The organism is Gemmatimonadota bacterium, from assembly GCA_016712265.1.
GTDB lineage: Bacteria > Gemmatimonadota > Gemmatimonadetes > Gemmatimonadales > Gemmatimonadaceae > RBC101.
In genome coordinates this window covers 477,706-502,617 of sequence record JADJRJ010000028.1, presented here as the reverse complement: position 1 = coordinate 502,617, position 24,912 = coordinate 477,706, and the positions used below count along the sequence as shown (strand labels likewise).

The window sequence follows — 24,912 nt, the reverse complement described above, 5'->3', positions numbered from 1 at the left end:
CCGTGGGCTCCAGCACGCCGACGTTCGACTATCCTCCTGGAGGGTGGTCGCTTTAGCAGTCGAGACCTTGCGGGCTCGGTCACCGTGCTGGCGCTTTGGTCGACCACGTGCGGCGCGTCCAGACTGTCGCTCGAGGCTCTCGGCGCTGCAAGCGAGCCTCCAGGCGACGCACGCGCGGGTGGTAATCCTAGCCGGGGACACACAACGGGCTGACGTGCAGCGGGTACTAGATAGTGCTGGTGTCGCGATTCCGGTCGCGCTCGCTGGAGAGGCACTGGCCGGGAAATTCGCCGTCGGGCGTCGGTGGCCGTGGCAAGAGGTCGCTCTGCCGAGTTTCCTGGTGCTGGACTCTGCCGGTGTGGTGCGCGGGCGCGTGGTGGGCGTCGAGCAAGAGCGAGAGCGTCGCCTCGACCGGGTGCGCCAAGCGCTGGACGCTCTGGCGAGGTAAGAGAGAGATGTGACGCGGTAGGGTTACCTCCTGACGGACCCGGCGAAAGCACCCGCCGATGGGACGCGCGTAGTCCCGGCGGCACCCGCCATGGCCCACCCGGTGAGGGCCGTCAGCCCCCGACGATGAGTCACCGGAGGGCAAGGACAGGCCTGTTGGCTGCTGCCTAACAACCCGTTGCACTTGGCGGACCTGCCTGCGGTCTTGCCGACCCGCCCCGTCCATGGTAGACTAATCAGGGAGGCGGCCCGAGCGGGTCGACCTTGGTTTACCCGGTCCGCAAGTGAACGGGAAACGTTAGGCAACCCTGAGGCTGATAGCGGCATGAGGGAGGAGACCGTTGCCGGGGCCGCGCCACACGGAAACGAAGCGCGTGCCGAGAGTGCCCGCGCCTTGCGCGCGTATATCGGTTCTGGTATAGTCCGTGGTGCACGAGAAACCTGTCCCTTGGGTGGGCAGCTCTCACGCGGACCTTCGGGCCCTTCCGGCCGAAGTCCGGCGCGAGCTCGGATACGACCTCCGCCAAGTGCAGCGGGGGCGGGAGCCGCGCGATGGAAAGCCAATGGCCACCGTGGGTGCCGGGGTGTGGAGATTCGGGTCCGGGTCGCCGGAGCCTTCCGACTCTTCTTCGTGGCCAAGTTCGCGGAGGCCGTCTACGTCCTGCACGTGTTCCAGAAGAAGTCGCAACAGACTCCCCGGCTCGATCTCGAGCTCGGCCGGGCGCGGTATCAGGCGGTGCTGCGCGAACGCTCGAAGGGAGGCAAGTAGGCATGGCCGTGCGCATGCGTCGTGGCTCGGGGAACGTGTTTGTCGACCTGGGGTTCCCGCCCGAGGAGGCGGCGCACCTCCTCATTCGCAGCGATCTGATGATCACGCTCAATCAGGCGCTCGAAGATCGCGGCCTGACCCAGGTCCGGGCCGCCAAGGTGCTGGGGGTGTCTCAACCGCGGGTCAGTGCGCTCCGGCGAGGCAAGATCGAACAGTTCAGTATTGATGCGTTGGTCGAGTTGCTGGCCCGGCTCGGGGTCGCAGTCACCGTACAAACGAAGAAGCGGAAGCGGGTTGCCTAACAGAGCGTTGCATTTGGCGGGCTGAGCGGCTGGCCAACCCGCCCGGGCCGCGGTAGACTTGCTGAGGGGCGGCCCGGGCGGGTCGGCTTGGTTGAGATCGCCCGCAAATGAACGCAAACGTTATGCGGTCTCGCTATGGAGGTGCCTGTGGACGAGAGGATCATAGAGACCATCCTTCATTGGGTACTGGGCGCGACGCTCGGATCAACCGCCCTCTTCTGCACGACGTGGGTGGCGGTGACACTGATCCGACGGCGGGAGCGGACCCGCGAGCTCGAGGAGCTGCGGGAGCGCGTACTGCGCCTTGAGGAGGCGACGGACCATGTGGTCGGGCGCCTGGTAGAGATCGGCGACGTGCGGCCGTTGCCAGGCCCACGCCGAACGCCAGTGCCGGAGGTCCGGAGCACGCTCTCTTTTCGCACACCACACTGAGCGGCGAGCCGGAGCGTGGATGCGAGTAGGGATGGCGTCGATGGCGCGCCGCACGCCCGGCTCTGTCGGAGCCCTTGGCTGGGCCTGGCCCCCTTGGCGCGTGTCAGTAACAGGGGGACTGCGTGTCAATCGGTCGCCCCTCGCACAAGATCACGGTGCTCGACTCCGCTTCGAGGCAAGCCGTTGCGACCGGTGCGCGCGTCATCGTGGTGGCAGGAGGTCAACTGGACACGGTCGTGCTACGCGACAACCAGCCCAACGCAATATTAGCCATGGCGCGTGACGGCCCGGTGTCGTTGCTCGTGAGCCAGAGCGGCTATCGGGACTGGCGCCGTGACGACGAGGCGCGCATCACACTCCAACGTCGTGCAAGCAGTGACAGTGACGGCCCTGCTCCAAAGGCGTGAATAAGGCGCCGTGGCCGCATAACAACGCGCAGCACAAGTCGGGCCGGTGTGGGGTAGCCGTCCCGCCCGGGCCGCGGTAGGATCATGGGGTGCCGGCCCGGGCGGGACGGCAATTGTTCAGATGGCCCGCATGTGAGCGCGGGACGTTAGCTGTTCGCCACGGACAGTGGCCTTGACCCCGGTCGCGGTCGTGCCGATCTTACCGGTAAGGTTCACCGGGAGATCCCTCCATGAGCACCGCCGCTACGACGACCCTCTCGTCCAAGGGACAGGTCGTCATCCCTGAGGATATCCGCCTCCAGCTGGGGCTCGAACCCGGGACCCAGTTCGTCGTGATCGCGGACCGGGACGTGGTGATCTTCAAGCGGCTGGAGCCGCCGTCGCTGCGCGAGTTCGCGCCGCTCATCGCGCGGGCCCGGCAGGTCGCCAAGCAGTCGCGCCTGACCCCCAAGGACGTCGCCCAGGCCGTGAAGCGCGCCCGCGCGAAGCCGTGAGGTGCGTGCTCGACACCAACGTCCTGATGTCGGGGATCTTCTTCGGCGGCGTCCCCGGCCGCGTGTTGGACGCGTGGACGTCGGGCCGCATCGAGCTGATCCTGTCGCCCGAGATCCTGGCCGAATACCGCACCGTCGGGGAGGAGTTGAGTAGGCGCTATCCGGAGCGCGGCGCGGCGTTGACCCCCATCTTGACCCTCCTCGCCCTGAACGCGACCATCGTCGCGGCGCCCCCGCTCCCCTACGCCGTCAGCGCCGATCCGGACGATGACAAGTTCCTCGCGACCGCCCGTGCGTTGAGCGGCACCGTGGTCGTGTCTGGCGACCGCCATCTGTTGGCGGTGGATGGCTGGGACGGCGTGGAGGTGCTGAGTCCCCGGGCCTTTGTGACCCGGCATCTCGCCCCGGGCTGACAGCTAACAGAGCGCAGCACAAGACGGGCCTGGTGGGGTAGCCGCCCCGCCCGGGCCGCGGTAGGATCATGGAGTGGCGGCCCGGGCGGGCCGGCATTGGTTCAGATGGCCCGCATGTGAGCGCAAACGTTAGGCAGCAACCCTGTGAGTGGAGCTGATGGAGCCTATCCAACCCGGCGCATACTACTGGTGCGCAAAGTGCGCAGAGTGCGATGCGGTAGCTCCGCTGAGACGTGCGGAGAGCCTACTCCCGTGGATCACGGCGCCAGAGGATCTTGCTGCGGGAGACGTCAGGTGCCCACGGTGTTCGCACGCGCTCAAGGGGGATCTCCTCCGGTTCTTTCGTACGGTGCCGGTACCGGCCTCCCCCCAGAGTGCACTGTTTGCGGACAAGCCCGGTAGCTACGAGGTGGTGACGCGTGCGAGCCGCCCGATCGTTGAGCCGGGGCACGACCTTGAGGTCGAAGTTCTGATAACCGGATACGGCCGCATAATGTCCTCGAAGCTCATGTTCAGCGCGTCTCCTGGCATCATCGATGAGTCGGCCTCGCGTGTCGCTCACTCCCTTCGCCGAGGCGAGCTCACCGGTGAGTTCTCATTTGGGGGCCGCACCGACGAGACGAGCGACGGCGGGGCTTTTGGATTGGCAGGCATGAGAGCCGATCACTGGCAGTGCCCTCCTACTCTATTCGTGGACGCACGCACGCCCGTGCTCGAGGAGCCTGGGACGCACTGTCCCGTGATCCTGACCGAGAGACGGCCTCACGGCAATCCACCGTTCAAGTGGACATTCCGCCTGCGACGGCAGGCACCTCCGGGGATTCACAGTGTGCGATTCTATTTCACATACTATGACGGGGAGCGGTGGCGGACGTCCGTCAGCGACGTGGCGTTTCATATCCTTTGCACATTCGAGAGGTACGCCGGAGTGCTGACCATTGCCGGCGTCGCCCTAGGCCTAGCAGGGCTCGGCTCCCTGGTGCTAGACTTCCTGACATTCCGGCGCGGCGGGTAGCTGCCTAACAGTGGGTTGCTGCCGTCACCGCATGCGGGCGGCGAAGTGGGCCGGCGCCTGTCAGCGTAGGCGCAAGGGGTGGCGCCGGCCCACTCCGCTTTGTTGGGGGCGGTGCAGCAGAACCCGGACGTTATGCTGCCGGTTGGGGGTCGCCAGCAATCAGGATGTGCCCAGGGGGGGTCCTCCCAGCGGCGGGCGTTGACGGCAGTGCGTCAATGGCGTACCATTCCACATGCGCTTCATCGAGACGCCCGTCTTCACGGCGAGTTTACGCCGGACGCTGGATGACGCGACGTACCGGGCGCTGCAGCTGGCCTTGCTCCTCCGCCCCGAGCAGGGCCCGGTGTTGGTCGGCTCAGGCGGGCTGCGGAAGCTGCGGTGGGGCACCGGCGATCGGGGAAGCGCGGTGGCGTCCGGGTGATCTACTACTGGGACGCCCCGAGTGAGACGTTTTACATGCTGTACTTGTACGCCAAGAATGAGCAGGGCGATCTGACGCCCGCGCAACTGAAACTGCTTCGACGGATCGTCGAGGAGGAGTTCCGATGAAAGACGCCGCGTTTCAGGGCTACTGACGAGTGTGCGGCAGGCGGGTCGGATCCGACGCGGGAAGCAGAAGCCCAGCCGGGTCACGGTCTTCCGGCCAGCGGACGTGAAGGCGGTGCGGGACAAGCTGGGCACGTCGCAAACGGAATTCGCGCTGATGATCGGCGTCAGCGTGGCCACGCTTCGCAACTGGGAGCAGGGCCGACGCACGCCAGATGGACCGGCATTGGCCTTGCTCCGGGTGGCGGCCCGAAATCCCCAGGCAGTGGCAGCCGCCTTGCATCAAGGCACGCGCCGCGGCGCAGCATAACAAAGGGTTGCAGCCGGCGAGGGCGCTATGGTGCGCGGCTTCGCCGCGTCGTATGATAGGCCCTCGCGTCTGAACCCAGACGTTGGGCAGCCAGTTGACTCTTGAGAGCACACGAATGATCACTCCGCTGCAGTACGTGAAGAACGCGGGCGCTCCCGATGCCTTGGTAAGGGCACTCGCAGCGCTTCTTGCAGTGCTGGCCATCTCTCCGTGGCTCGGCGCGGTCAAGATCGGAGGGGTCGAGATTGCCGCTGGCGTTGTTCCGAAGTGGATGGGCTTCCTTTCGGCAGTCCTTTTTCTGGCGAGCTTTGCTCCGGTGCTACCACACAAGAAGCCGCCCTCGGAGGCACAACAAGAGGTCAATCACAGACTGGCCTACCTGCACCTGCAATTGGGAGAGAACCCACTCTCATTGGGCTCCGCATTCCGCGCCAAGAACGCGCTAGACGGGAACGGGGCATTCCGGCCTGCGTTCGCGGCTTTCGCGGATGTCGCGATCGAACCGCTCATTACCCAAGCGTCGAAGGATGCCCGCTTGGTGCAGAACGTGACTGGGCTTCGCCGTATCCTTCAGCAATTGCCTGGAGATTATCGGGATGTTGACCCAGTGGAAGAGTCTCTCGGAAGACTCCTTCGCCAAAGTGCGGCTACCCTACCGATGTTCGTTCCTTGAAGCGCTACGCGGTGGGTCTACAATACCCCACCACGAGGCAACTGATGGAGGCGCAACCACGGTCGTCCGCGCGCTGCTGCCCAACAACACGTTGCTGCAGTCAAACGCGGAGGAGTGCGGTAGTGGCGGCTGCGCCGCCACATTCTGTTGATAGCGTTTGCAGCAGAACGTGAAACGTTAGACCGCCTAGGGAGCAGGCGAGCGTCGCGGAAGGCTGGCGAAACCCACCGGATGGGTTTAGCGTACGCTGGTGCCGACCGTGCTCCAGGTCCAGGGCTTCCGGGTCCGAATCCTCCTCCCGCCGCGCGAGCACCCGCCGCCCCATGTCCACGTGACGAAGGGTGACGGGGAGGTCGTCATCCTCCTGCCCGGCGCGGCGGGCGTCGTCGCGATTCGCACCGTGCACCGCATGCGGGCGGCGGACGTCGTAACCGCCGTCCGGCTCGTGGAGGCCCACGTCACGCAGCTTGAGGCTGCTTGGAGAGCGTATCATGGCTAATGTCCGATTGAGTGACGCCGAGATCCTGGCCCAGATTCCGGCGGCCCGCGTGCGCGAGCAGACCGCCCGCCGCCGGGGCCACCGCGCGAAGGCGGCCCGGTTCGACCGTGCGAGCGGACGGGTGGTGGTCGAACTGTCGAGCGGCATCCTCTTCGCCTTTCCGGTGACGCGGATCCCCGCGCTGCGGCGCGCGACCCCGCTCCGGCTGGCCGAAGTGTCGGTCTCCGCGTCGGGCAGCACCCTCACCTGGGAGAGCCTCGACGTCGATCTGAGCGTCGCGGGGCTGCTCCTGTCCGCGGTGGATCCGAGCGAGCGCGCGCGGCATCTGGCGTCGCTCGCCGGGCGGGCCACCTCCGCCGCGAAGGCCGCCGCGGCCCGCGCGAACGGGCGCCGGGGGGGCCGTCCCCGGAAGCTGGCGGTCTAACAGTGTGCTGCAGTTGTCGGGCGGGTGGGGTGGCCGATCCGCCCCGCGCTCCGTAGACTATCCAGGGCCCGCGCGGGGCGGCTCGGCTTTGTTGAGAGCGCCCGCAACTGAGCACTGACGTTAGCTGTCCAGCACGGACAGTGGCCTTGACCCCGGTCGCGGTCGTGCCGATCTTACCGGTAAGGTTCACCGGGAGATCCCTCCATGAGCACCGCCGCGACGACGACCCTCTCGTCCAAGGGACAGGTCGTCATCCCTGAGGATATCCGCCTCCAGCTGGGGCTCGAACCCGGGACCCAGTTCGTTGTCATCGCGGACCGGGACGTGGTGATCTTCAAGCGGCTGGAGCCGCCGTCGCTGCGCGAGTTCGCGCCGCTCATCGCGCGGGCCCGACAGGTCGCCAAGCAGTCACGCCTGACCCCAAGGACGTCGCCCAGGCCGTGAAGCGCGCCCGCGCGAAGCCGTGAGGTGCGTGCTCGACACCAACGTCCTGATGTCGGGGATCTTCTTCGGTGGCGTCCCCGGCCGCGTGTTGGAGGCGTGGACGTCGGGCCGCATCGAGCTGATCCTGTCCCCCGAGATCCTGGCCGAATACCGCACCGTCGGGGAGGAGTTGAGTAAGCGCTATCCGGAGCGCGGGGAGGCGTTGGCTCCCATCTTGACCCTCCTCGCCCTGAACGCGACGATCGTCGCGGCGCCCCCGCTCCCCTATGCCGTCAGCGCCGATCCGGACGATGACAAGTTCCTCGCGACCGCCCGTGCGTTGAGCGGCACCGTGGTCGTGTCTGGCGACCGCCATCTGTTGGCGGTGGATGGCTGGGACGGCGTGGAGGTGCTGAGTCCCCGGGCCTTTGTGACCCGGCATCTCGCCCCGGGCTGACAGCTAACAGAGCGCAGCACAAGACGGGCCTGATGGGGTAGCCGTCCCGCCCGGGCCGCGGTAGGATCATGGAGTGGCGGTCCGGGCGGGCCGGCATTGGTTTAGATGGCCCGCATGTGAGCGCAAACGTTATGCCGTCAGAATGAACACTCACGCCCGCCTTAGTCGTGGTGAGCACTTTGGAGGCGTGTCCGCATCCGCATGAGTAGCCACCACCTAGTCCTGCGCGGGCTTCTGGCCTTCAGTGTGCCGCTAAACGCTTGCCGTGTTGCGGCGCAAGTGCCGCGACTTGAGCTGGGTGGGGGGCTCCACGGACAGACGGTGGGAGGAACGTTTGGGACTGGGATCACCCTGGAGCTTGGAGTCCGGCTCGGCGTGGCGGGCTCTGTCGCCATACGGCCTGAAGTGGGTTGGTCCTATTCGCCCAACGTGGAGAACGACGCGGTCTCCACTAGCGGCGGTGGTATTGGCGGCCCGGGGGGATACCGGCACTTGGTTATGCTCGGCGGCAGCGTTGTTCTCAGCCGCGCCGTGATGGATCGAGGCCACTGGTACGTGTTGGCGGGAGCCGCGCGGATCGACGGCTGGGGCTTCGAGGATCAGGCCGCTGCGGCACACCGTCGCGGTCGCATCTCGGGATTGGTTGGCGTCCGACGCCCGCGTTCCCGCGCCTTCTCGCGGAAGTGCGGGCGCGGTATGCCCCGTGTGGCGCAACGCACCGGTCCGCTATGTCAGTGGCGTCCTAGCCTCGGCGTTGTGATCCGTGTCCATGCGGGGGGCCTGCCATGGCCTGCGGCATAACAGTGGGTTGCTGCCGCCGCCGCCGCGCGGCTGGCGGAGTGGGCCGGCGCCCTTCATTGTATAGGAGGGGCACGGCGCCGGCCCACTCCGCTCTCATTTGATGCGGCGCAGCAGAACCCGAACGTTATGCCGACATTCCCGGATCCGAGTGAGATGAGATGAGCAAGGTGTTCGTCAGCATCGGCCTGAGCCTCGACGGCTACGTGGCGCCGGAGGGGATGACGATGAGTGACCCGCGACACATGAACTGGGGCGTGAAGTGGGGGGCGCTGATGGCCTGGATCGTGAATACGCAGCACTTTCGCGAGGCCTTGCAATTCGGAGAGGGCGGCGAGACGGGAGAGGTCAATGACCTGGTCCGCGCCACGACGGAGCGCATCGGAGCCAACATCATGGGCCGGCGGATGTTCGACCAGGGAGAGGTCGCGTGGCCCGAGGACGCACCGTTTCGCACGCCGGTCTACGTGCTCACACACCAGTCGCGCGAGCCGTGGGTCCGACCGGGCGGCACCACTTTCCATTTCATTGGCGAAGGCCCACTGCAGGCCCTCGACCTGGCGCGGGCTTCCGCGGGGCGCCGCGATGTGCGTATTGCTGGTGGCGCGGACGTCATCCAGCAGTATCTGAATCTGGACCTGATCGACGAACTGGAGATTGCCTTGGCCCCCGTCCTCTTCGGGGGCGGCCGGCGGCTCTTCGAGCATGTGCGCGATCCGGGGCCGCGGTTTCGCATCGACCGCGTGCTGGCAGGCCCGGCCGCGACCCACGTGCGCTACGTGCGGGCCTGAGCCTCTGCCATGCGGGGCGTTGGCCCAGCAGGCTTGCGGTAATACCGGAGGATGAGGGGCGGCATAACAGAGCGCAGCACCTGTCGGGCCGTGGGGTGGCCGTCCCGCCCGGGCCGCGGTAGGATCTTGGGCAGGCGGCCCGGGCGGGCCGGCAATGGTTTGGATGGCCCGCATGTGAGCGCAAACGTTATGCTGCCGGTTGGGGGTCGCCAGCAATCAGGATGTGCCCAGGGTGGGTTCCTCCCAGCGGCGGGCGTTGACGGCAGTGCGCCAATGGCGTACCATTCCACATGCGCTTCATCGAGACGCCCGTCTTCACGGCGAGTCTGCGCCGGACGCTGGATGACGCGACGTACCGGGCGCTGCAGCTGGCCTTGCTCCTCCGCCCCGAGCAGGGCCCGGTGTTGGTCGGCTCGGGCGGGCTGCGGAAGCTGCGGTGGGGCACCGGCGATCGGGGGAAGCGCGGTGGCGTCCGGGTGATCTACTACTGGGACGCCCCGAGTGAGACGTTTTACATGCTGTACTTGTACGCCAAGAATGAGCAGGGCGATCTGACGCCCGCGCAACTGAAACTGCTTCGACGGATCGTCGAGGAGGAGTTCCGATGAAAGACGCCGCGTTTCAGGAACTACTGACGAGTGTGCGGCAGGCGGGTCGGATCCGACGCGGGAAGCAGAAGCCCAGCCGGGTCACGGTCTTCCGGCCAGCGGACGTGAAGGCGGTGCGGGACAAGCTGGGCACGTCGCAAACGGAATTCGCGCTGATGATCGGCGTCAGCGTGGCCACGCTTCGCAACTGGGAGCAGGGCCGACGCACGCCAGATGGACCGGCATTGGCCTTGCTCCGGGTGGCGGCCCGAAATCCCTGGCAGTGGCAGCCGCCTTGCATCAAGGCACGCGCCGCGGCGCAGCATAACAGAGGGTTGCAGTCGCCGAGGGCGCTATGGTGCGCGGCTTCGCCGCGTCTTATGATAAGCCCTCGCGTCTGAACCCAGACGTTATGCCGCCACAACTTCTGGAGATGCCGCGAATGTTGGCGCAGATCACTCGATATGTGCGACGAGGCCTATCGCGAAGGGCTGCAATCTTAGGAGCTATTGCGGGCGCAGGATGCGGCGGCGGCGCTCCATGGGAAAGCCTGGAGGTACCTGTCGGAACGCCTCGTACGGCTGTGGTGAGTCGCGATATTTATGTGCCCTTCGACCGCGCCACTTTGCTAAAGGATGCCGAGCTTGCGTACGGGCCGCCGGCAAGTGTGGGACACAACTCAGAGAGCTCCTCTAACACGGTGTTTGACGAGTACATCGGTGCCGTTGGGCGAGTGCGCATCTACGACGAACTGGTGCAGACCGAAGAGGGCATCGACGGGTCCAAGTGGTTGGAAGTGTATCCGGGAGCGCTGTACGTCGAGGATCTGGTGAATGCTGAATACCTTGCGAAGGTGAAGCGCCACGAAGGCGACTGGAAAGTATCCATCCGACCTAAAGATCTGTCCTGGTACCTGACGCTGACGTTGACAGGTCGCGTGGTGACTAAGATCATCGACTTGCCTCCCCAACGCTGAGGCCGCACCGGCTCCACCAGGCGCGATGTTGGTCAATGCAGTGCAGTAGCCGACCCACCAATGCCACTGGACCCTTGCGGCCACCGCCTCGGCAGCCGCGTCTGTACCGTTGACCGATCCCGAACTGAGCGCTCACTGTGAGCTTGAGCTGCGGCGCATCGTCGGAGAGCGCCCTGGCTGAAGGCGGTCAAGCAGCACGTCGGGTGCGGCATAACAACGCGCAGCATGTGCCGGGCCGTGGGGGTAGCCGTCCCGCCCGGGCCGCGGTAGGATCATGGTAGTGGCGGCCCGGGCGGGCCGGCATTTGTTCAGATGGCCCGCAAATGAGCGCGGGACGTTAGGCGGACTGAGCGTGGCTTGCTGCTGATGGTGGCCAGCGCATGGTTGAGCTCGGCATAGCGTGGCTTGACGCGACACACGCGCCTCCACATGTTAAGCAGCAGTCGACACCTCAACCCGACCATGCGCGCCGGTTGATGCGTCCTGTTTCGCTCTCCGCGTGAGCGACCTCATGCGAGCCAGGTCAAGTGTAGTCGTACTCTGCTTGGCCGTCGTCGCAGCAGGCTGTCGGGACGCGACCATGCCCGAAGGTGAGTGGCGACGGTGTTTCGGCGCACGAGAGTACGCTCCCCGTCGGCGTGGGTGGCAGTGATCAAATGGCCGCCCCCTCTCCGGGCAGGTGAAGAAAGGAAGCTGCCAAGAGATGGCAGAAAACTGGAAGTGCCGAACGGCGGACGGTTCCCGCACACTAGAAGTCATGCCGAACAAGAGATGGTGCACCACCTGGAACGGCGCAATAAGCGCAGCTTACCGGCCATAATGCTTAGATGCACACGATCGTATGCCCAAGCCACCTGTAATACCGACGCTTAGAGCGCGACCCTTAGTGGTCCTCGATGGGCGCATCAAAGAGGCATGGCCATCACTACGTGAGGCGCTAAATAGAGCGACCCGGTTGATTGACCTTAGCGAGCTGAGCGATTCGCAGTCTCTGGCGCCGCGGCTGATCGTCGAAAAGGGAAGCGTAGCGCAGTCGCGAGCCGCCATGCGACAGGCACGCGGAGGTAATGATGGAGTACCGGTGTTCATGGTCGGCAGTCACTGCGTAGGGTCGCACACGCGCCTTACCGCCCCGCTGCTATCGGAGTAGACGACGTGTTCCTCAGCGATGGGCCAGCTGACCTAGAGCGAGCGCTCTCTGCTGTTTGTGGGACCGCCGCAGTGATTCAGATGGCCGGACTGGTGCAGGTCGAGGCGGCTGCGAACGAGACACTGGGCTTGCAGGCAGCGTCTTGGATCGAGCGAAACGCGCACCGCGTAAGACGTGTATCCGAAATCGCGGCTCACTTCCGCGTGTCCCAGCGCACAATCGAGCGGGCCGTCGCCGACAGCACGCGGCACACACCGCGGGCCATGCTCACGAAGGCGCTACTCGCCCGCGCCGCCGCACTGCGCGACGCCACCCGCCTTCCGTGGAAGGACGTTGCGTCGATTCTCTCTCTGGCGCCGAGTGCGCTCGCGATGCGCAGACGGCGCGCCAGCGCGGGGCCGCGCAAGGCCGCCGGGTAGCGGCATGGACGCTTACAGAGCCCAAGTGTCGCGTACCGATAACAGCTGTCGCATACTGCCAGTTGCGTCGCTCTTCCGCGAGTAGCATTTGTGGTGCGCCGAATCGGGGAGACCGGGCGCAAGGGGCGCCTTGGGCCCCCCCAGCGGCCCCAACCTTCACGCAGGAGAACCAATGAGACGCACGCTCTGGAGCCTCGGCATGCTTGCGATCGCAGCGGGCGCGTACCTGTCACGCCCACCCCTCCTCGATGCGCAGCCCACGCCGTGCGGAGGGCACTGTACAACCGGGGCGCCTTGCACCGCCGAGTGCTGGTATTGCAAGCCGAATCCCGAATCAATCGAGCATGAGTACTCCTGCCAGAAGTAGGCGGCGTTTCCTGGGCGCCGTGAACGCCTGACAGAGTCGAAAGGAGCCACGGATCCGGGAGTCAGTCCCGTTCGTGGCTCCGCACGGAGGAAAGCATGCCAGCGAACGACAGAATGACGAACCGACGACCGAGGGCGGGGCGTGGGCTAGCTTCCATAGCCTGTGCGTTTTCCACCGCTCTTGCCGCAGCGACCCTGGTGCTGAGGGTGCTCGACGTGCCAATGCTGACGGTTCGGCTGAACGACGACACAACAGCTCGGTTAATCAAGGATTCTGAGCTCTACGGAACCGCCGGAGCCCGCATGGGCGACGCTCGTGCGCGGGTCGCCATCGTACTGTTTTCGGACTTCACGTGTCCCGCGTGCGGAATTGCCGCCGCCCGATTCCGAGACGCGAGGTTGCGCCACCCCACCGAGCTCGCGGTCGTGTACCGGCACATACCGCTGAACGACAGGGCTCACGGAGCTGCTGTTGTTGCAGAGTGCGGGCGCCGAGCCGGTCGCTTCGAAGAAGTACATGACGCCCTGTTCCGCGATGCGAACGCGCTCGGTGCGCGTAATTGGTGGTCCTATGGAAAGGAGGCGGGGCTCTCGGACTCCGTCGCATTCTCCCCGTTGCCTTTCAAGCGATGAAGCATGGAGGAGTGTTGCAGACGACGTTAGGGCCGCCGACAGTCTGATGATCGATGAGACTCCGGCCTTTGTGTTGGGAGGTCGACTACGCGTGGGAGTCCCTACGCCGCAAGGGCTCGAGTATCTGCTACGTAGAGAACTGCGTCGCAAGCGATGATCGTGACCGGCGATGGTCTCTCGACGGGAAGCGACAAGGGTCGGGCTCCATCAGCCACTCTCGATCTTACCTTGAGGAAGTCCCAGAGGCGAGCATCATGACTACACGCGAGCACGGCGGTCGTAAACCGCGGTGTGTTGACGCACGCATATGTGAGCGAACGCTGGGGCCGGCGAAACATCTTCTGGTAGTGGCAGTGCTCGTGGGACTCGGTGGCGTTGGGGCCTCGACGCAGGAGCCGAAGCGGGGAACGGCTGCTGCCAGTGGCGTCAAGAAGATTGGGGTGGCTTCGGATTCGCGGCCGAAGGCAAGGTGGATGGTGAGCACGACGACACGTCTCGTGATTGGAGGCGACACTGCCACCGGGGTCTACAGACTAGAGGGCGTATCGTACGCCGGGCTCCATCGCTCTGGGGCCATCGCGGTCGGGCTCCTGAATCTCGGGGAGCTCAGAGTATATGGGCCAAATGGGCGCTACCAGAGGACTATTGGCGGATTCGGAGCCGGTGAAGGCCGGTTCCGGGCGCTCTGGCGCGCCCATATCAACGGCGACAGCATCATCGGCTTCAACGGCAGAGACGTCGGACAGGCCTTTAGGTGGGACGGGCGGTATCTCGGAATTGTGACCCGGCGATCCTTTGGCGGCCGAGACCTGCTCATGCCGCGTACCTTCCCGGGTGGTGCGACCGCTGGAGTGGTCCGGTTCGGCGGCCGTGGACTCCGACCCAGGCATCGGCGACAGCGTGCTCATGGTTGTGGTGGGCCGGAGCGGCGGGGAGCGAAGTATCGGAAGCATGCCATGGAGGGAATGGGTGACTTCGCAGGAAGGCAAACTCGTCCCTCTTACTTTCGGCCCCGCGCTAGTCAGCGCCACCGTAGGTGACCTTCTCTGCTTTGGCTTCTCTCGGGCGTATGAGATCAGGTGCGTTTCTGAGAGCGGTGAAGAGCGCGTTCGTATCCTTCGGACTGCGCTTGAACGTCGGCGCATCGCGATCCCTGACACGCTGCGCTTCTTCGCAGCGGTTGATAGCGCCAACCCCTGCCCAGGGTGCGGCTGCGCGCCAGTCGGCACGGCGGACTACGGTCTTCGCGGATAGTACAGCGGCGTTTGGGCGGTTGATTGGGACGCCCGACAGCCTACTTTGGGTCGGGCCCGCCATGCCCGAGGATGCAATGGCGCTGCTCAATCCGCTACCCATGGCTCCCTCACGATGGCATATCTACCACGTTGCCGGAGGGTGGATCGGAGACGTTGACCTTCCGGCGGGCTTCAGGCCACTCGCTGCGGAGAGAAGCAGCGTCATAGGCCTCTCCAGATCTAGCAAGGGGCAAGAGGTCATCACACGACTTGCCCTCATCGCCGTGGAACAATAGACTGGCACGCCGGCAAGCTGAGCTCTGGTTCGGCGGCGGTCACAACAACGGACGCAGAAGGTATCACTGGCCTATCAGCGATCACGCGACGAAGGAGTTCTGTTCGTCGCCTAACCGGCACTAAGGGGTCCGAGGACGGAATGCTACATCGTATCGGTAACAGGCGGTTGATCGTGGCAGGAGCCCTTGGATGTCTCGTCGGCGCGAGCGTCTCCTGCGACGTGAGTCGCCAGCGGGAGATCAGAATGGCAGTCAGAGACTCGGCGGGATTATCGGTGGCGACAATCCGCGGCGCCGCGCATGAGCTGCCAGTCTGGAGACTCGTGCCTACTCCGCTTCACGTGATTACGGGCGCCGAAAGCGGCGATTCAGCCGCGCTTTCTCCGGTTGGAGCTATGCGCTGGTTGCCTAGTGGCACCTTCGTCGTTGCCGACCTCGGGGCGAGTCGGTTGCTAGTGTTTGATTCGACGGGCACCTACCGCGGGGCCATGGGAAGGATCGGCGACGGACCCCAGGAATTCCGCGGACTTGCTGCCATTTCCGCAGTGAAGGCTGACACCTTTGCGGTGTTCGACGGACGGCGGCGCCGACTGACCTACTGGCACCCGACTGCGGGCTACCTTGGAGCGGTAGCGCTGGTGGGAGATGACACCGAGACCGGCTGGCCGGAAAACGGCTGGGCGTGGGGTGATAGCGCACTGGTTGTTCTGCAAATGATGCTTACGCCTAGAGACTCCGCACCGCGGGGGCCGGGCGTCAGACCATGGCGGATGCAGGCTCAGTTGCGACTGATCAATCGCGCCGGAGAGCTTGTGCGCGCGGGGCCAACTTTCCAGGGAACCTACACGGGTCTGACCGAAGAAGGCGATATGCGCTTGCCATTTGCCAACACACCGTTTGCCGCTCTCGGTGTCCGCCGAGCCTACTTCGGATCTGGCGAGGATTTTGCACTCTCCCTGGCTGGACAGCACTTTCTCTCAGGCGGGTTTGCTCGAGTGGCCGGAGGCCCGTGAGCGCCTTACTGCTGCCGAACTCGCGTCGCTTATCTCGGAGACGAGTGCCGTATTGGAGGTCAATCTTCCGGCGGCAGAAGTAAGGAAGCGTCTCGCGCAGCCTTTTGCCCGCGAGATTCTTCCGGAGTTTCGCCCGGCGATGGGCCGCGTGTTGGTGGATTCCGATGACCGTCTCTGGATCGAACGGTTCGAGCCTCTTCGGCTGGGGAGCCGCTGGCAAAGACCCGGATCGCGTTGGACGATTCTCGACAACGAGCTTCGGCCCTTGGCGTTGATAGCGTTGCCCGAAGGGGCCCGGTTGGAGGCAGTGCGCGGAGATCGCGTGGCCATCGTCCAGCGAGACTCACTCGATGTTGAGTCGATTGCGATCCACCAAATCGCTCGGAATTGACATCGACCCGGCGTGGACCTCAGCCACGAGGGGAAGCGGCACGTCGGCGGCACTACGTCACCACGTTTTCGGTTTGTGAACGGGAAGCCCGTCAAGACGCTGACGCGCTGAAGTGTGGTCGCTCGCAGGCCGCGCGGCGCCTCTAGGTCCTATCTCCAGTCCTCCGCCGTCAGGGTAAGCTCCCCTCAAGCGCGGCACCCTTCGACGCCCGGGCGGGCATTTGTTGCGCGCGTGCTTGCAAGCATGTGCGGCACTTCTAGTCAGCCCTGGACGCCGTCGGACCGGAAGCGACGCATCGTGTCCCAAGCGTCTCTGGAGAGAGCTCAGGCGGTGCAAAAGAAGTGCTGCCTAACAGCACCTTGCACTTGTCAGGCCGCTGCGGCCTGGCCAACCCGCCCGGGCCGGCGGTAGACTCGACGGGAGGCGGCCCGGGCGGGTCGGCTTGGTTGGAGGGCCCGCAAGTGAAGGTGAAACGTTAGCGCGACGGATGATTCAGATGAACGAAGCTTGGTCAAAAGCAGAGGTGGTCGCGCAGATTCTGTCCGCCGTTGGCACGCTGGCGGCGGTTGTAGTCGCGCTCCATCTGGCGCGCCAACAGGGTCGTGCGAGGGTGCGAGCGACCGCTACACTGGGAACCCTGCTGAGCCAAGGCTCCCTAGATGGACAGGAAGTATTGAAGGTCGGAGTGGTAAACATCGGGCACCGTGATGCTGTCGTCGAGGCAATCGGATGGCGCATCGGGGTAGTCCGAAGAAGGCACTTCTTTCAGACGCTCTCGTCCCATCCGCTCGCTGGAAAGCTCCCGTGGAAGCTCGCGCCAAGTGAGCGCGCGACCTTTCTTTTCGACTGGGCGACATATGTGTTGAAGTCCTCGGACTTGCAGCGGGCACTCTCGGCGGGAGCATGGCGATGGCCGAGAGTCATGAGACTGACCATCACGTTGTCCACCGGTGAGTATCTGACCTTTCCGGTCGATCCGATGTTGCGAAACGCACTTCGAGGTGCCTCGCTTCCGGTCCAAGACGCGGCGCAAGAGCCTAAGCTGCAAGGTACCAATGCCGAAGGGTAGAGGCGCGCGGTGCTGTAGTGCATGAGGCCACCAGGCAAGCGCCGCTTTCGCCCGGAAGACGCGCGCTAACAGCGCGCAGCACAAGACGGGCCTGTGGGGTGGCCGACCCGCCCGGGCCGCGGTATAGTGGGGGGGAGGCGGCCCGGGCGGGTCGGCTCTTTTTGAAGGCCCGCATGTGAGCGCGGGACGTTAGGCCGAACTGAGTCATGCGCATTGCGTTTGGCATCTTCCTGCTGAGTATCGCGACCGCTAGCCGCGCCGACGCCGCCTGCTGGTGCGGCCTTGGCGCGGGCGCGCCGTTGCGGCCGACCGCTGCCCCGATCCTGTTCGTGGGGAGGGTACTGGCGATTGACTCCCTGGCACGCGAACGCCGGGTCCGATTTGTGACTGACTCTTCGTGGCGGGGACCGCTCCCGGATACGCTCACGGTCGTCGCAGGGGACGATGCTCCGTGTGCCTACTTCCTCCCCGGCCAGAGCTACGTGGTCGGAGCCGTGGCTACGCCGGGCACCTTGCGGCTCCCCCGCTGCGCGGACGCGTGGGCGGTGTCGTCATGGGTACAGCAGCGCCTATCGGAGGTCGGGCCGGCGGTCTGGCGAGCGCCGCCGTTTGGGCGCCGTCTGCTCGATCAAGGAGCCGTCCAGATCGGCCAGCGGGCGCCACCGGTGCGCGACAGTCTTGAAGTCCTACTCTCCTTTGGCGCAGATACGGTCGAATTCACGATCGCCGATCAGCCGCTTCCCCGGCAACCGCGGCGCGTGGTGGAAAAGCGCTTCGTGCGACTGCCACCTGGCCTGTACCAGTTTCGCATCCGTTGGAGCGATGCGACGATCACGGAATCCTATGTCGACCTGAGCTGTGAGCGTCACGCGCCCGGCGCGACGTGCTATCTGATACGCTTCCTGGACCGCCCCGCGTAGGTCGGCCTAACAGCACGCAGCTCAGGTCGGGGCCGTGGGCTAGCCACCGCACCCGGCGGCCTATAGTGTAAGGGCAAGGACGGCCGCCGGGTGCGGCGGCTTTATGAGAGGCCCCGCCTGAGAGCGTGGGTCGTTAGACAGCACTACACTGAATTGGTGACCACCCGCATTCGTGCGCTCGACCGAGCCTAGTTGACGATCCCCGAGGACGGAGTCACCCTTCCACCGCGCACTAATGCGCCTGTGCGTCCCCGCTCACCCTGGCGACGATGGGCAACGGTGGTCGTCAGCGTCGCCGCCGTCGCATTCATCGCGCGGGCGCTACGGCGTGATGGGCCTGCCGCGCTCGAAGCATGGCGCGCGGCGTCCGTCCAGTGGCGGTGGATCGCGGTGGCCCTGGCCTGCGCGTTTTCCGGTCATGCGTGGTACGTCCTTGGTTGGCAGCGATTGCTGCGTGATCTCGGTGTGCGCGCGTCCTTCGTGGCGCTGGCGCGTTTGTTCCTCGTGAGCAACCTCGGACGCTATCTCCCGGGCGGCAAAGCGTGGCAGATGGCGATCATCGCTGCGATGGCGACCGACTCCGGATTGCCGCCGGCCCGCGTGGCCGCGAGCTCACTCGGGCAGGGCGTAGTGGGCATGGGCGTCGGCGTTCTTGTCCTCGTCGCCGCGGGTGGCTCCGCGCTGGGCGTGTCGCCGGTCTTGTTGGCGTTTTCGCTGGCGGGCGTGGTGGCGCTGCTGCTGGGACCCGCGTCCGTTCGCGCACTCCCACAGCTGGCGGCTGGGATCGAGCGACGCGTCCCCGGAATCACCACCGTCACGGCGCGCACGATGTGGACGCTGCTCTGGACGGCGACGGCCAGCTGGCTCCTGTGGGGCGTCGCGCTGTACGCACTCGGTCGCGCGGTCCTGCCGCTGGCCGGCCTGTCGCTGGTCACGAGCGTGACCGCTTGGACCGGCTCCTTCCTGGCCGGGCTCCTTCTCGTCATTGCGCCCGCCGGGCTGGGTGCGCGCGAAGGGGTGATGCAGGCGGTCCTGGCCCGCGCCGTGCTGCCCGCGAGCGATATTCTGGTCGTCGTGGTGCTCGCACGCGTGGGCGTGACGCTGCTCGATCTCATCCCCGCGCTACTGGTACTCGCGTGGCGACGTCGCGGGACATCGCGCGCCGCCGCCCACGACCACGCATGACGCCCGTGCTGTCTAACCCCGGTTGCAGTTGACAGCCGATCTGTTGATTGCGCGCTGCGCGCGCTTTATTTGATTCGGCTGCAACTGAACCTTATCGTTAGACAGGCCATTCAACTCACTACGATCGCACTCACCCCTTGCGAATGCTCTCGCCCACGCGTGCACTCTCTCTACTGGTAGTCACCAGCAGCCTCTTCGCCGGAGAAGTGCAGAGCCAGACAGCGCCTCCAGGGACAGGGGCCGGGCGGTTCCTTGCGGAGTGGCTATCGGCCTACAACGGCGCGGACACCATCGCTCTGGCAGTGTTGAAACGGCAAGCGCCCGGTGTCGAACTGCCAGTCCCCTCTTCAGCGCTGGGGGCCTCTCGGCGTTTCATCCTCGACCGGGTGATCCGCAGTAGCGACCTGCATGTAGAGTTTCTCCTCAGAGATACCGTTTCGCCGAATCAGCAGCTTGGTGTAGTCGCGGTGGAGCCAGATGACCCTCTCCGCGTGAGCAGCTTCTTCCTCACGGCGATACCTGTCGGCCGGGACTATCGTGAGCTTCTCGTATCGCCTGAGGAGAACGAGCGAGTCGTGGTCGGTGTTGCGGATGCGCTCCGGCGGCATCACGTGCTACCATCGCTCGGCGGTGCACTCGCCGACAGCGTGAGTGCCCGTGCCGCCCGGGGAGCGTACAGCAGCATCTCTTCCGCCCGCTTGCTGGCTGACCTACTTACTCGTCAGCTGCGAGACGTGAGCGGAGACCGTCACTTACGGGTGGACTTCAGCGTACCTGCATTTCCCGCGGACTTCGATGTGGCCCCGACGCCCGAAATGGAAGCCCGGCGGCGCCAGCAACTCCGTCGTGCGAACTGCGCGTTCGTGCGCGTCGAGCGACTGGATGGCAACATCGGCCTCGTAAAGCTTCGCGTATCAGCTGCAGGCTCTGAAGCGCGCGACTATTGTCGGCGAAGTCACTGGCGGCGGCGCACGGCCATCGCGGCTTCGGCGAGTCACAGATCACTTCGCGGTCAATGTCGCCTACGCGCGGATGGTGAACCCCGTGACTGGCACGGATTGGGAAGGTGTGGGCGTCCAACCCGATGTGCGAGTGCCGGAAGGTGAAGCGTTCGAAGCCGCGCGTCGGCTGGCGACAGCGCGACTCTCGAAGCCGCGCTAGGGAAGCTTCAGTGCCTAGGGCTGTCTAACATCCGGCTGCACTTGGCAGCCGATCAGGGGTGGCCGGCCCGCCCCGGGCACGGTAGAATGGCAAAGGCTGGCCCGGGGCGGGCCGGCTATATTGCTTTCGGCTGCAAGTGAGCCGAAACGTTAGGCAACCCTGAGGCTGATAGCGGCATGAGGGAGGAGACCGTTGCCGGGGCCGCGCCACACGGAAACGAAGCGCGTGCCGAGAGTGCCCGCGCCTTGCGCGCGTATATCGGTTCTGGTATAGTCCGTGGTGCACGAGAAACCTGTCACCTGGGTGGGCAGCTCTCACGCGGACCTTCGGGCCCTTCCGGCCGAAGTCCGGCGCGAGCTCGGATACGACCTCCGCCAAGTGCAGCGGGGGCGGGAGCCGCGCGATGGAAAGCCAATGGCCACCGTGGGTGCCGGGGTGTGGGAGATTCGGGTCCGGGTCGCCGGAGCCTTCCGACTCTTCTTCGTGGCCAAGTTCGCGGAGGCCGTCTACGTCCTGCACGTGTTCCAGAAGAAGTCGCAACAGACTCCCCGGCTCGATCTCGAGCTCGGCCGGGCGCGGTATCAGGCGGTGCTGCGCGAACGCTCGAAGGGGAGGCAAGTAGGCATGGCCGTGCGCATGCGTCGTGGCTCGGGGAACGTGTTTGTCGACCTGGGGTTCCCGCCCGAGGAGGCGGCGCACCTCCTCATTCGCAGCGATCTGATGATCACGCTCAATCAGGCGCTCGAAGATCGCGGCCTGACCCAGGTCCGGGCCGCCAAGGTGCTGGGGGTGTCTCAACCGCGGGTCAGTGCGCTCCGGCGAGGCAAGATCGAGCAGTTCAGTATTGATGCGTTGGTCGAGTTGCTGGCCCGGCTCGGGGTCGCAGTCACCGTACAAACGAAGAAGCGGAAGCGGGTTGCCTAACAGAGCGTTGCATTTGGCGGGCTGAGCGGCTGGCCAACCCGCCCGGGCCGCAGTAGACTGGTGAAGGGGCGGCCCGGGCGGGTCGGCTTGGTTGAGATCGCCCGCAAATGAACGCAAACGTTAGGCCGAGCTGGATAGGAACTCTTCCGTCGGAGGTGACGCATGAGGCGAGGACTGGGAGCGATGACTCGAGGGGCGTTCGCCGCGCTGGCGGTGATCGGGGGCGTGGCGGGTGCGCAGGCACCGGCATCCGGGGCCTGGGTGGCGCGGGCGGTCCGATGGCAGGCGACGCCCGCGGCGCCACAGCCGATCGGCCTCCGGGAGCCGACGCGAGCGACTATCGGCGCGCTGCCGATGCGCGCGCGACCGACCTCCGCCTTGAGCTCGTGGCGGACGGCGACACGGTCGCTGCCCGACTCTCCAACGCGCACGAACCGGACGATGGGCGGTGGCGCCGCGAACTCGTCGGGCGCCGCCAAGGTGATTCGCTCACCCTGACCGAGACCAATAGCACGCGGGGCGGCCCGTTGCTGAAGTTGCGCCTCAAGTGGACCGGCATGGACTATGTCGGGACGCTGGAGCTGCCGAGCGGTCTCCTCGCGTCGCGGCGATCATCAGGGGCGCAAGTGCCCGGGGGTGCGCCGGGGCGTATGGCCGAGGTTGTGCCGACGGGCAAGCGGCTTGCGGTGACGTTTCGCCCGGCCGGGAGCGCGCCGTAGGCGACCGTCGAGCCTGTGACGCCGCGGCCGGCCTAACATGGCGCTGCACAAGGCGGGCCAGGGCGGTGGCCGTCCCGCCCGGGCCGCGGTAGAATCTTGGGAAGGCGGCCCGGGCGGGCCGGCATTGGTTTAGAGGGCCCGCTTGTGAGCGCGGGACGTTAGGCCACTTGCGGGGAGACTAGCGCTAGTCATGATGAGTAGACGGCCCTCAGCGATCATCTTCGACGTTGGCGGCACTCTGCTTGAGGCCGAGAACCCGCAGCTCGTAGCCTTGCGTGGCAGTGAGGAGACCGCAGCGGTGGACCCGGTGCGTTTCGCTGGCGCCGTCGAGACCGTTGTGGCGGAGTGGTGGGCAGCGGGCGGTCGGGCTGCGGAGCAGGATCTCGCCGCGACGTGGAGTGAGCACTACCGCCGCGCCCTGGTTCACCTGGGATTCGAGGGTGATGCAAGTGGCGCCGCAGAGCGACTCGAAGCCCGCTTTCTCACGACTGGCTGGCGCGTCTATGCAGATGTGTTGCCGGCGCTGTCGCTACTCCGACGGATCGACCTGCCCCTGGGGATTGTATCGAACTGGCCACCGACCCTCGAGGCGACGCTGGAGCGGGCGGCCTTGCGCCAGTTCTTCGACGTCGTCGTGTCCTCAGGGGAAACCGGATTCGCAAAGCCGCGACCTGAGATCTTCCAAGTCGCCGCTGAGCGCCTCGGCCTGGATGCCGAGGGCATCTGGTACATTGGCGACAGCATGCACGACGACGTGATTGGAGCACGAGGCGCTGGAATGGTCCCGCTTCTCTTGGATCGGCGGGAGCGGCATGTTACCCATCCGGAGCGACTCCGAGGCCTCGACGAGATCGCGGGGCGGCTGTCGGTGTGAGGCGTGGCCTAACATGGCGCAGCACATGCCGGGCCAGGGGGTAGCCGTCCCGCCCGGGCCGCGGTAGGCTCATGAGGTGGCGGCCCGGGCGGGCCGGCATTGGTTCAGATGGCCCGCATGTGAGCGCGGGACGTTAGGCGACATTGTGCTGGCCGCATCGATCATGCTGCGCCGCGGTACCGGGCGAACACTAGTTGCGAGATCAACAATAGACCGTCAGATGGAGAGGCATACGTGAGGACGTACCTGACAGCCCGTATCGGCATCGGCGTGATCTTCTGCTGGATGGGAGTCGCGACGGCGGCCGCGCAGGGTGCGGCAGATAGTGCGAGACGAAGCGTCGAACCACCGACAGGACTGAAGCAACGCAATCTCGATGATTCGGAGATCGGCTTCTTCGGCACGGCGACGTCCGATGTCGTGAAGATTGGAGCCTTGATCCAGTACAACTCTCCAGCCATTGAGGACTGCAAGTGGGAGTACGCGCTGGAGGTCGAGCTTGTGGAGCATCCTGGACGCTTCCAGTGGCGTCCAACGCACCGCGCGAGCACGCTGAAATCGACCAGCAATGGCTCAGGGGCCGTGTTCCTTGAAGTGATCGCATCGGGACTAACACTTGGCAAGTTCTACAAGTGGAACGTGCGACGTGTCATCGTGCCCTTCACCTTTGAGGCCCAGTACGGCGTCATCACCTGCACTGCTTCTAGCCCCCAAGAGTCGATCTGGAGACCCGGAGTCGAGATGCCATCGACGAGCTTCCGTACTCCGGTGCCATATCAAAACGTGATCGAGTATCCATCCAACGTGACCATTGCTACAGGTACGCCGCTCGGAGGGAACCTCGCAAGCCTGCGAGCCGACGACGGCAACTACTACAGGTTACGGACCGGGGCCGTGACTCCCCCTTCCGTAGTGTGGAGCCCGGAGTTCTCGAACATTACCCCTCAGTCGCGCAACGCAGTCGTGCGAGTGCGCAGTCGAGCCAACCGTCCGTGCAGCGAGGCACTAGAAATTTTGGTCCCTGCCGGGTCGACGTGGCACGAAGTCGCAAGAGCGCCCGCCGCCTCCAACGAGAGGGAGTGGTCCACGACAATTGCGGGTCCGCTCAAGCAATACCTTGATGCGGGCGTGCTACGTTTCCGGGTTACGTGCACACTCGCGGGTCAGAGCTTCGTGCACCAAACCGATCTCTTCGAACTGAGTTACGAGCGAGCCATGGTGCCTTGGGCGAGAGACGAGACGGAAGGGAACCAGGCGGCTGAACCAAGCGCCTTGCACAGACCTCCCCGAGCACGCTACGGGCACCGAAGATGATACTGCGGACGAAGCTGTCGCCTAACAGCGCGTTGGAGCTGCCGCTGCTGTGAAGGAGTGCCGCCATGTGCTTCGCCATGGCGGCACTGTTATGGGACGCAGCGCAACTCAACGCGGGTCGTTAGCCCGTCGCGAAGGAGAAGCTTGGCTGGGTTAAGCCACGCGCTTGGCGAGTGCAGAGGCGACGTCTCGTCGCGACGCCCCGACCGTGAGCAGCGCGCGAATCAAGAGCTCGAGCGAGACGGTCGGATCGCCCGCCTCCATCTTCGCGATGCGCGACTGACTGGACCGGAGCCGCTTCGCCAAAGTCGCTTGCGTCATGCGGTGCTTCGTGCGCCGGGCGCGGAGCGAAGCGCTGAGGGCGAGCCGCATATCGACGAGCGTGGCCTCGGCGTCGGAGAGGTTGAGGAACGTGGCCGCCGTACCGACCGTCCAGCCGGCGGCCTCGAGACGCTTCCGCTTCTTCGCATCCATATGAGT

Annotated in this window: 29 protein-coding genes and 2 pseudogenes; 29 read left to right on the top strand and 2 right to left on the bottom strand. The window is 65.6% G+C overall.

From position 1 onward, the window contains the following. Positions 1-214 precede the first annotated feature (214 nt). The 24 genes and pseudogenes from IPK85_09095 (at position 215) to IPK85_08980 (ending at position 19,440) form a co-directional block, all read left to right on the top strand. Entirely contained in the window at positions 215-448 is a 234-nt protein-coding gene (locus IPK85_09095) for a hypothetical protein (GenBank protein ID MBK8247535.1), read from the top strand. 424 nt (positions 449-872) lie between these two features. Next, positions 873-1,216 (top strand): annotated as a pseudogene (locus IPK85_09090) (type II toxin-antitoxin system RelE/ParE family toxin). A 2-nt stretch (positions 1,217-1,218) separates the two neighbouring features. Then, a complete protein-coding gene (locus tag IPK85_09085; GenBank protein MBK8247534.1) occupies positions 1,219-1,518 on the top strand; it encodes an XRE family transcriptional regulator in 300 nt (99 codons plus the stop codon). 147 nt (positions 1,519-1,665) lie between these two features. After that, positions 1,666-1,950, top strand: coding sequence for a hypothetical protein (locus IPK85_09080; GenBank protein ID MBK8247533.1), 285 nt, complete (start codon positions 1,666-1,668; stop codon positions 1,948-1,950). A gap of 637 nt (positions 1,951-2,587) precedes the next feature. Continuing rightward, on the top strand, positions 2,588-2,851 hold the full coding sequence (locus IPK85_09075) for an AbrB/MazE/SpoVT family DNA-binding domain-containing protein (GenBank protein MBK8247532.1): 264 nt from the start codon (positions 2,588-2,590) through the stop codon (positions 2,849-2,851). Beyond that, entirely contained in the window at positions 2,848-3,264 is a 417-nt protein-coding gene (locus IPK85_09070) for a putative toxin-antitoxin system toxin component, PIN family (protein ID MBK8247531.1), read from the top strand. The genes IPK85_09075 and IPK85_09070 overlap by 4 nt, the downstream gene beginning before the upstream one ends. A 157-nt stretch (positions 3,265-3,421) precedes the next feature. Beyond that, positions 3,422-4,279 carry a hypothetical protein gene (locus tag IPK85_09065; protein MBK8247530.1) on the top strand — a complete coding sequence of 286 codons (858 nt, stop codon included), beginning with the start codon at positions 3,422-3,424 and terminating at the stop codon, positions 4,277-4,279. 232 nt (positions 4,280-4,511) lie between these two features. Then, a pseudogene (locus IPK85_09060) lies at positions 4,512-4,828 on the top strand (hypothetical protein). 22 nt (positions 4,829-4,850) lie between these two features. Further along, positions 4,851-5,135, top strand: coding sequence for a helix-turn-helix domain-containing protein (locus tag IPK85_09055; GenBank protein ID MBK8247529.1), 285 nt, complete (start codon positions 4,851-4,853; stop codon positions 5,133-5,135). A 115-nt stretch (positions 5,136-5,250) separates the two neighbouring features. Further along, entirely contained in the window at positions 5,251-5,808 is a 558-nt protein-coding gene (locus IPK85_09050) for a hypothetical protein (GenBank protein ID MBK8247528.1), read from the top strand. 250 nt (positions 5,809-6,058) lie between these two features. Then, positions 6,059-6,307, top strand: a complete 249-nt coding sequence (locus IPK85_09045; GenBank protein ID MBK8247527.1) for a DUF4160 domain-containing protein — start codon at positions 6,059-6,061, stop codon at positions 6,305-6,307. After that, positions 6,300-6,731 (top strand): DUF2442 domain-containing protein, encoded by a 432-nt coding sequence (locus IPK85_09040; protein ID MBK8247526.1) that lies wholly within the window; start codon positions 6,300-6,302, stop codon positions 6,729-6,731. The genes IPK85_09045 and IPK85_09040 overlap by 8 nt, the downstream gene beginning before the upstream one ends. A 204-nt stretch (positions 6,732-6,935) precedes the next feature. Then, positions 6,936-7,175, top strand: coding sequence for an AbrB/MazE/SpoVT family DNA-binding domain-containing protein (locus IPK85_09035; GenBank protein ID MBK8247525.1), 240 nt, complete (start codon positions 6,936-6,938; stop codon positions 7,173-7,175). A 19-nt stretch (positions 7,176-7,194) separates the two neighbouring features. Further along, complete coding sequence (locus tag IPK85_09030; GenBank protein ID MBK8247524.1) at positions 7,195-7,611, top strand: putative toxin-antitoxin system toxin component, PIN family; 417 nt, start codon at positions 7,195-7,197, stop codon at positions 7,609-7,611. A gap of 959 nt (positions 7,612-8,570) precedes the next feature. Then, positions 8,571-9,200, top strand: coding sequence for a dihydrofolate reductase family protein (locus tag IPK85_09025; protein MBK8247523.1), 630 nt, complete (start codon positions 8,571-8,573; stop codon positions 9,198-9,200). Between the two features lie 290 nt (positions 9,201-9,490). Then, positions 9,491-9,808 carry a hypothetical protein gene (locus tag IPK85_09020; GenBank protein ID MBK8247522.1) on the top strand — a complete coding sequence of 106 codons (318 nt, stop codon included), beginning with the start codon at positions 9,491-9,493 and terminating at the stop codon, positions 9,806-9,808. Beyond that, entirely contained in the window at positions 9,805-10,188 is a 384-nt protein-coding gene (locus IPK85_09015) for a helix-turn-helix domain-containing protein (GenBank protein MBK8247521.1), read from the top strand. Before IPK85_09020 ends, IPK85_09015 begins: the two co-directional genes overlap by 4 nt. Before the next feature lie 185 nt (positions 10,189-10,373). Beyond that, positions 10,374-10,763 (top strand): hypothetical protein, encoded by a 390-nt coding sequence (locus IPK85_09010; GenBank protein MBK8247520.1) that lies wholly within the window; start codon positions 10,374-10,376, stop codon positions 10,761-10,763. A 1,353-nt stretch (positions 10,764-12,116) separates the two neighbouring features. Beyond that, positions 12,117-12,332: a hypothetical protein gene (locus IPK85_09005; protein MBK8247519.1), complete on the top strand. Its 216-nt coding sequence runs from the start codon at positions 12,117-12,119 to the stop codon at positions 12,330-12,332. A 462-nt stretch (positions 12,333-12,794) separates the two neighbouring features. Then, on the top strand, positions 12,795-13,331 hold the full coding sequence (locus IPK85_09000) for a thioredoxin domain-containing protein (protein MBK8247518.1): 537 nt from the start codon (positions 12,795-12,797) through the stop codon (positions 13,329-13,331). A 1,926-nt stretch (positions 13,332-15,257) separates the two neighbouring features. Next, complete coding sequence (locus IPK85_08995; protein ID MBK8247517.1) at positions 15,258-15,875, top strand: hypothetical protein; 618 nt, start codon at positions 15,258-15,260, stop codon at positions 15,873-15,875. Between the two features lie 878 nt (positions 15,876-16,753). Continuing rightward, positions 16,754-17,335, top strand: a complete 582-nt coding sequence (locus tag IPK85_08990) for a hypothetical protein (protein ID MBK8247516.1) — start codon at positions 16,754-16,756, stop codon at positions 17,333-17,335. Between the two features lie 206 nt (positions 17,336-17,541). Next, positions 17,542-18,255, top strand: a complete 714-nt coding sequence (locus IPK85_08985) for a hypothetical protein (protein MBK8247515.1) — start codon at positions 17,542-17,544, stop codon at positions 18,253-18,255. 279 nt (positions 18,256-18,534) lie between these two features. Further along, positions 18,535-19,440 (top strand): flippase-like domain-containing protein, encoded by a 906-nt coding sequence (locus IPK85_08980; protein ID MBK8247514.1) that lies wholly within the window; start codon positions 18,535-18,537, stop codon positions 19,438-19,440. Positions 19,441-19,787: 347 nt separating this feature from the next. Here the strand turns inward: IPK85_08980 and IPK85_08975 are convergent, their stop codons facing one another. Then, positions 19,788-20,048, bottom strand: coding sequence for a hypothetical protein (locus tag IPK85_08975; GenBank protein ID MBK8247513.1), 261 nt, complete (start codon positions 20,046-20,048; stop codon positions 19,788-19,790). 310 nt (positions 20,049-20,358) lie between these two features. Between IPK85_08975 and IPK85_08970 the strand changes: the two genes are divergently transcribed. The 5 genes from IPK85_08970 (at position 20,359) to IPK85_08950 (ending at position 24,432) form a co-directional block, all read left to right on the top strand. Beyond that, positions 20,359-20,601 (top strand): hypothetical protein, encoded by a 243-nt coding sequence (locus IPK85_08970; GenBank protein ID MBK8247512.1) that lies wholly within the window; start codon positions 20,359-20,361, stop codon positions 20,599-20,601. Positions 20,602-20,877: 276 nt separating this feature from the next. After that, on the top strand, positions 20,878-21,525 hold the full coding sequence (locus IPK85_08965; GenBank protein ID MBK8247511.1) for a type II toxin-antitoxin system RelE/ParE family toxin: 648 nt from the start codon (positions 20,878-20,880) through the stop codon (positions 21,523-21,525). A gap of 278 nt (positions 21,526-21,803) precedes the next feature. Beyond that, on the top strand, positions 21,804-22,244 hold the full coding sequence (locus IPK85_08960) for a hypothetical protein (protein ID MBK8247510.1): 441 nt from the start codon (positions 21,804-21,806) through the stop codon (positions 22,242-22,244). 190 nt (positions 22,245-22,434) lie between these two features. Continuing rightward, on the top strand, positions 22,435-23,118 hold the full coding sequence (locus IPK85_08955) for an HAD family hydrolase (protein MBK8247509.1): 684 nt from the start codon (positions 22,435-22,437) through the stop codon (positions 23,116-23,118). Between the two features lie 234 nt (positions 23,119-23,352). Further along, a complete protein-coding gene (locus IPK85_08950; protein MBK8247508.1) occupies positions 23,353-24,432 on the top strand; it encodes a hypothetical protein in 1,080 nt (359 codons plus the stop codon). A 153-nt stretch (positions 24,433-24,585) separates the two neighbouring features. Here IPK85_08950 and IPK85_08945 read toward each other — a convergent pair whose 3' ends face one another. Beyond that, complete coding sequence (locus IPK85_08945) at positions 24,586-24,906, bottom strand: helix-turn-helix transcriptional regulator (GenBank protein ID MBK8247507.1); 321 nt, start codon at positions 24,904-24,906, stop codon at positions 24,586-24,588. Positions 24,907-24,912 lie beyond the last annotated feature (6 nt).

What these genes read in the sequence shown, in the direction of transcription:
- IPK85_09085 (MBK8247534.1), top strand. Translation starts at nt 1,219, where the DNA reads ATGGCCGTGCGCATGCGTCGTGGCTCGGGGAACGTGTTTGTCGACCTG.
- IPK85_09075 (MBK8247532.1), top strand. Translation starts at nt 2,588, where the DNA reads ATGAGCACCGCCGCTACGACGACCCTCTCGTCCAAGGGACAGGTCGTC.
- IPK85_09065 (MBK8247530.1), top strand. Translation starts at nt 3,422, where the DNA reads ATGGAGCCTATCCAACCCGGCGCATACTACTGGTGCGCAAAGTGCGCA.
- IPK85_09050 (MBK8247528.1), top strand. Translation starts at nt 5,251, where the DNA reads ATGATCACTCCGCTGCAGTACGTGAAGAACGCGGGCGCTCCCGATGCC.
- IPK85_09040 (MBK8247526.1), top strand. Translation starts at nt 6,300, where the DNA reads ATGGCTAATGTCCGATTGAGTGACGCCGAGATCCTGGCCCAGATTCCG.
- IPK85_09035 (MBK8247525.1), top strand. Translation starts at nt 6,936, where the DNA reads ATGAGCACCGCCGCGACGACGACCCTCTCGTCCAAGGGACAGGTCGTC.
- IPK85_09025 (MBK8247523.1), top strand. Translation starts at nt 8,571, where the DNA reads ATGAGCAAGGTGTTCGTCAGCATCGGCCTGAGCCTCGACGGCTACGTG.
- IPK85_09020 (MBK8247522.1), top strand. Translation starts at nt 9,491, where the DNA reads ATGCGCTTCATCGAGACGCCCGTCTTCACGGCGAGTCTGCGCCGGACG.
- IPK85_09015 (MBK8247521.1), top strand. Translation starts at nt 9,805, where the DNA reads ATGAAAGACGCCGCGTTTCAGGAACTACTGACGAGTGTGCGGCAGGCG.
- IPK85_09000 (MBK8247518.1), top strand. Translation starts at nt 12,795, where the DNA reads ATGCCAGCGAACGACAGAATGACGAACCGACGACCGAGGGCGGGGCGT.
- IPK85_08995 (MBK8247517.1), top strand. Translation starts at nt 15,258, where the DNA reads ATGCGCTGGTTGCCTAGTGGCACCTTCGTCGTTGCCGACCTCGGGGCG.
- IPK85_08990 (MBK8247516.1), top strand. Translation starts at nt 16,754, where the DNA reads ATGATTCAGATGAACGAAGCTTGGTCAAAAGCAGAGGTGGTCGCGCAG.
- IPK85_08985 (MBK8247515.1), top strand. Translation starts at nt 17,542, where the DNA reads ATGCGCATTGCGTTTGGCATCTTCCTGCTGAGTATCGCGACCGCTAGC.
- IPK85_08975 (MBK8247513.1), bottom strand. Translation starts at nt 20,048, where the DNA reads ATGCCGCCGGAGCGCATCCGCAACACCGACCACGACTCGCTCGTTCTC.
- IPK85_08960 (MBK8247510.1), top strand. Translation starts at nt 21,804, where the DNA reads ATGGCAGGCGACGCCCGCGGCGCCACAGCCGATCGGCCTCCGGGAGCC.
- IPK85_08955 (MBK8247509.1), top strand. Translation starts at nt 22,435, where the DNA reads ATGATGAGTAGACGGCCCTCAGCGATCATCTTCGACGTTGGCGGCACT.
- IPK85_08945 (MBK8247507.1), bottom strand. Translation starts at nt 24,906, where the DNA reads ATGGATGCGAAGAAGCGGAAGCGTCTCGAGGCCGCCGGCTGGACGGTC.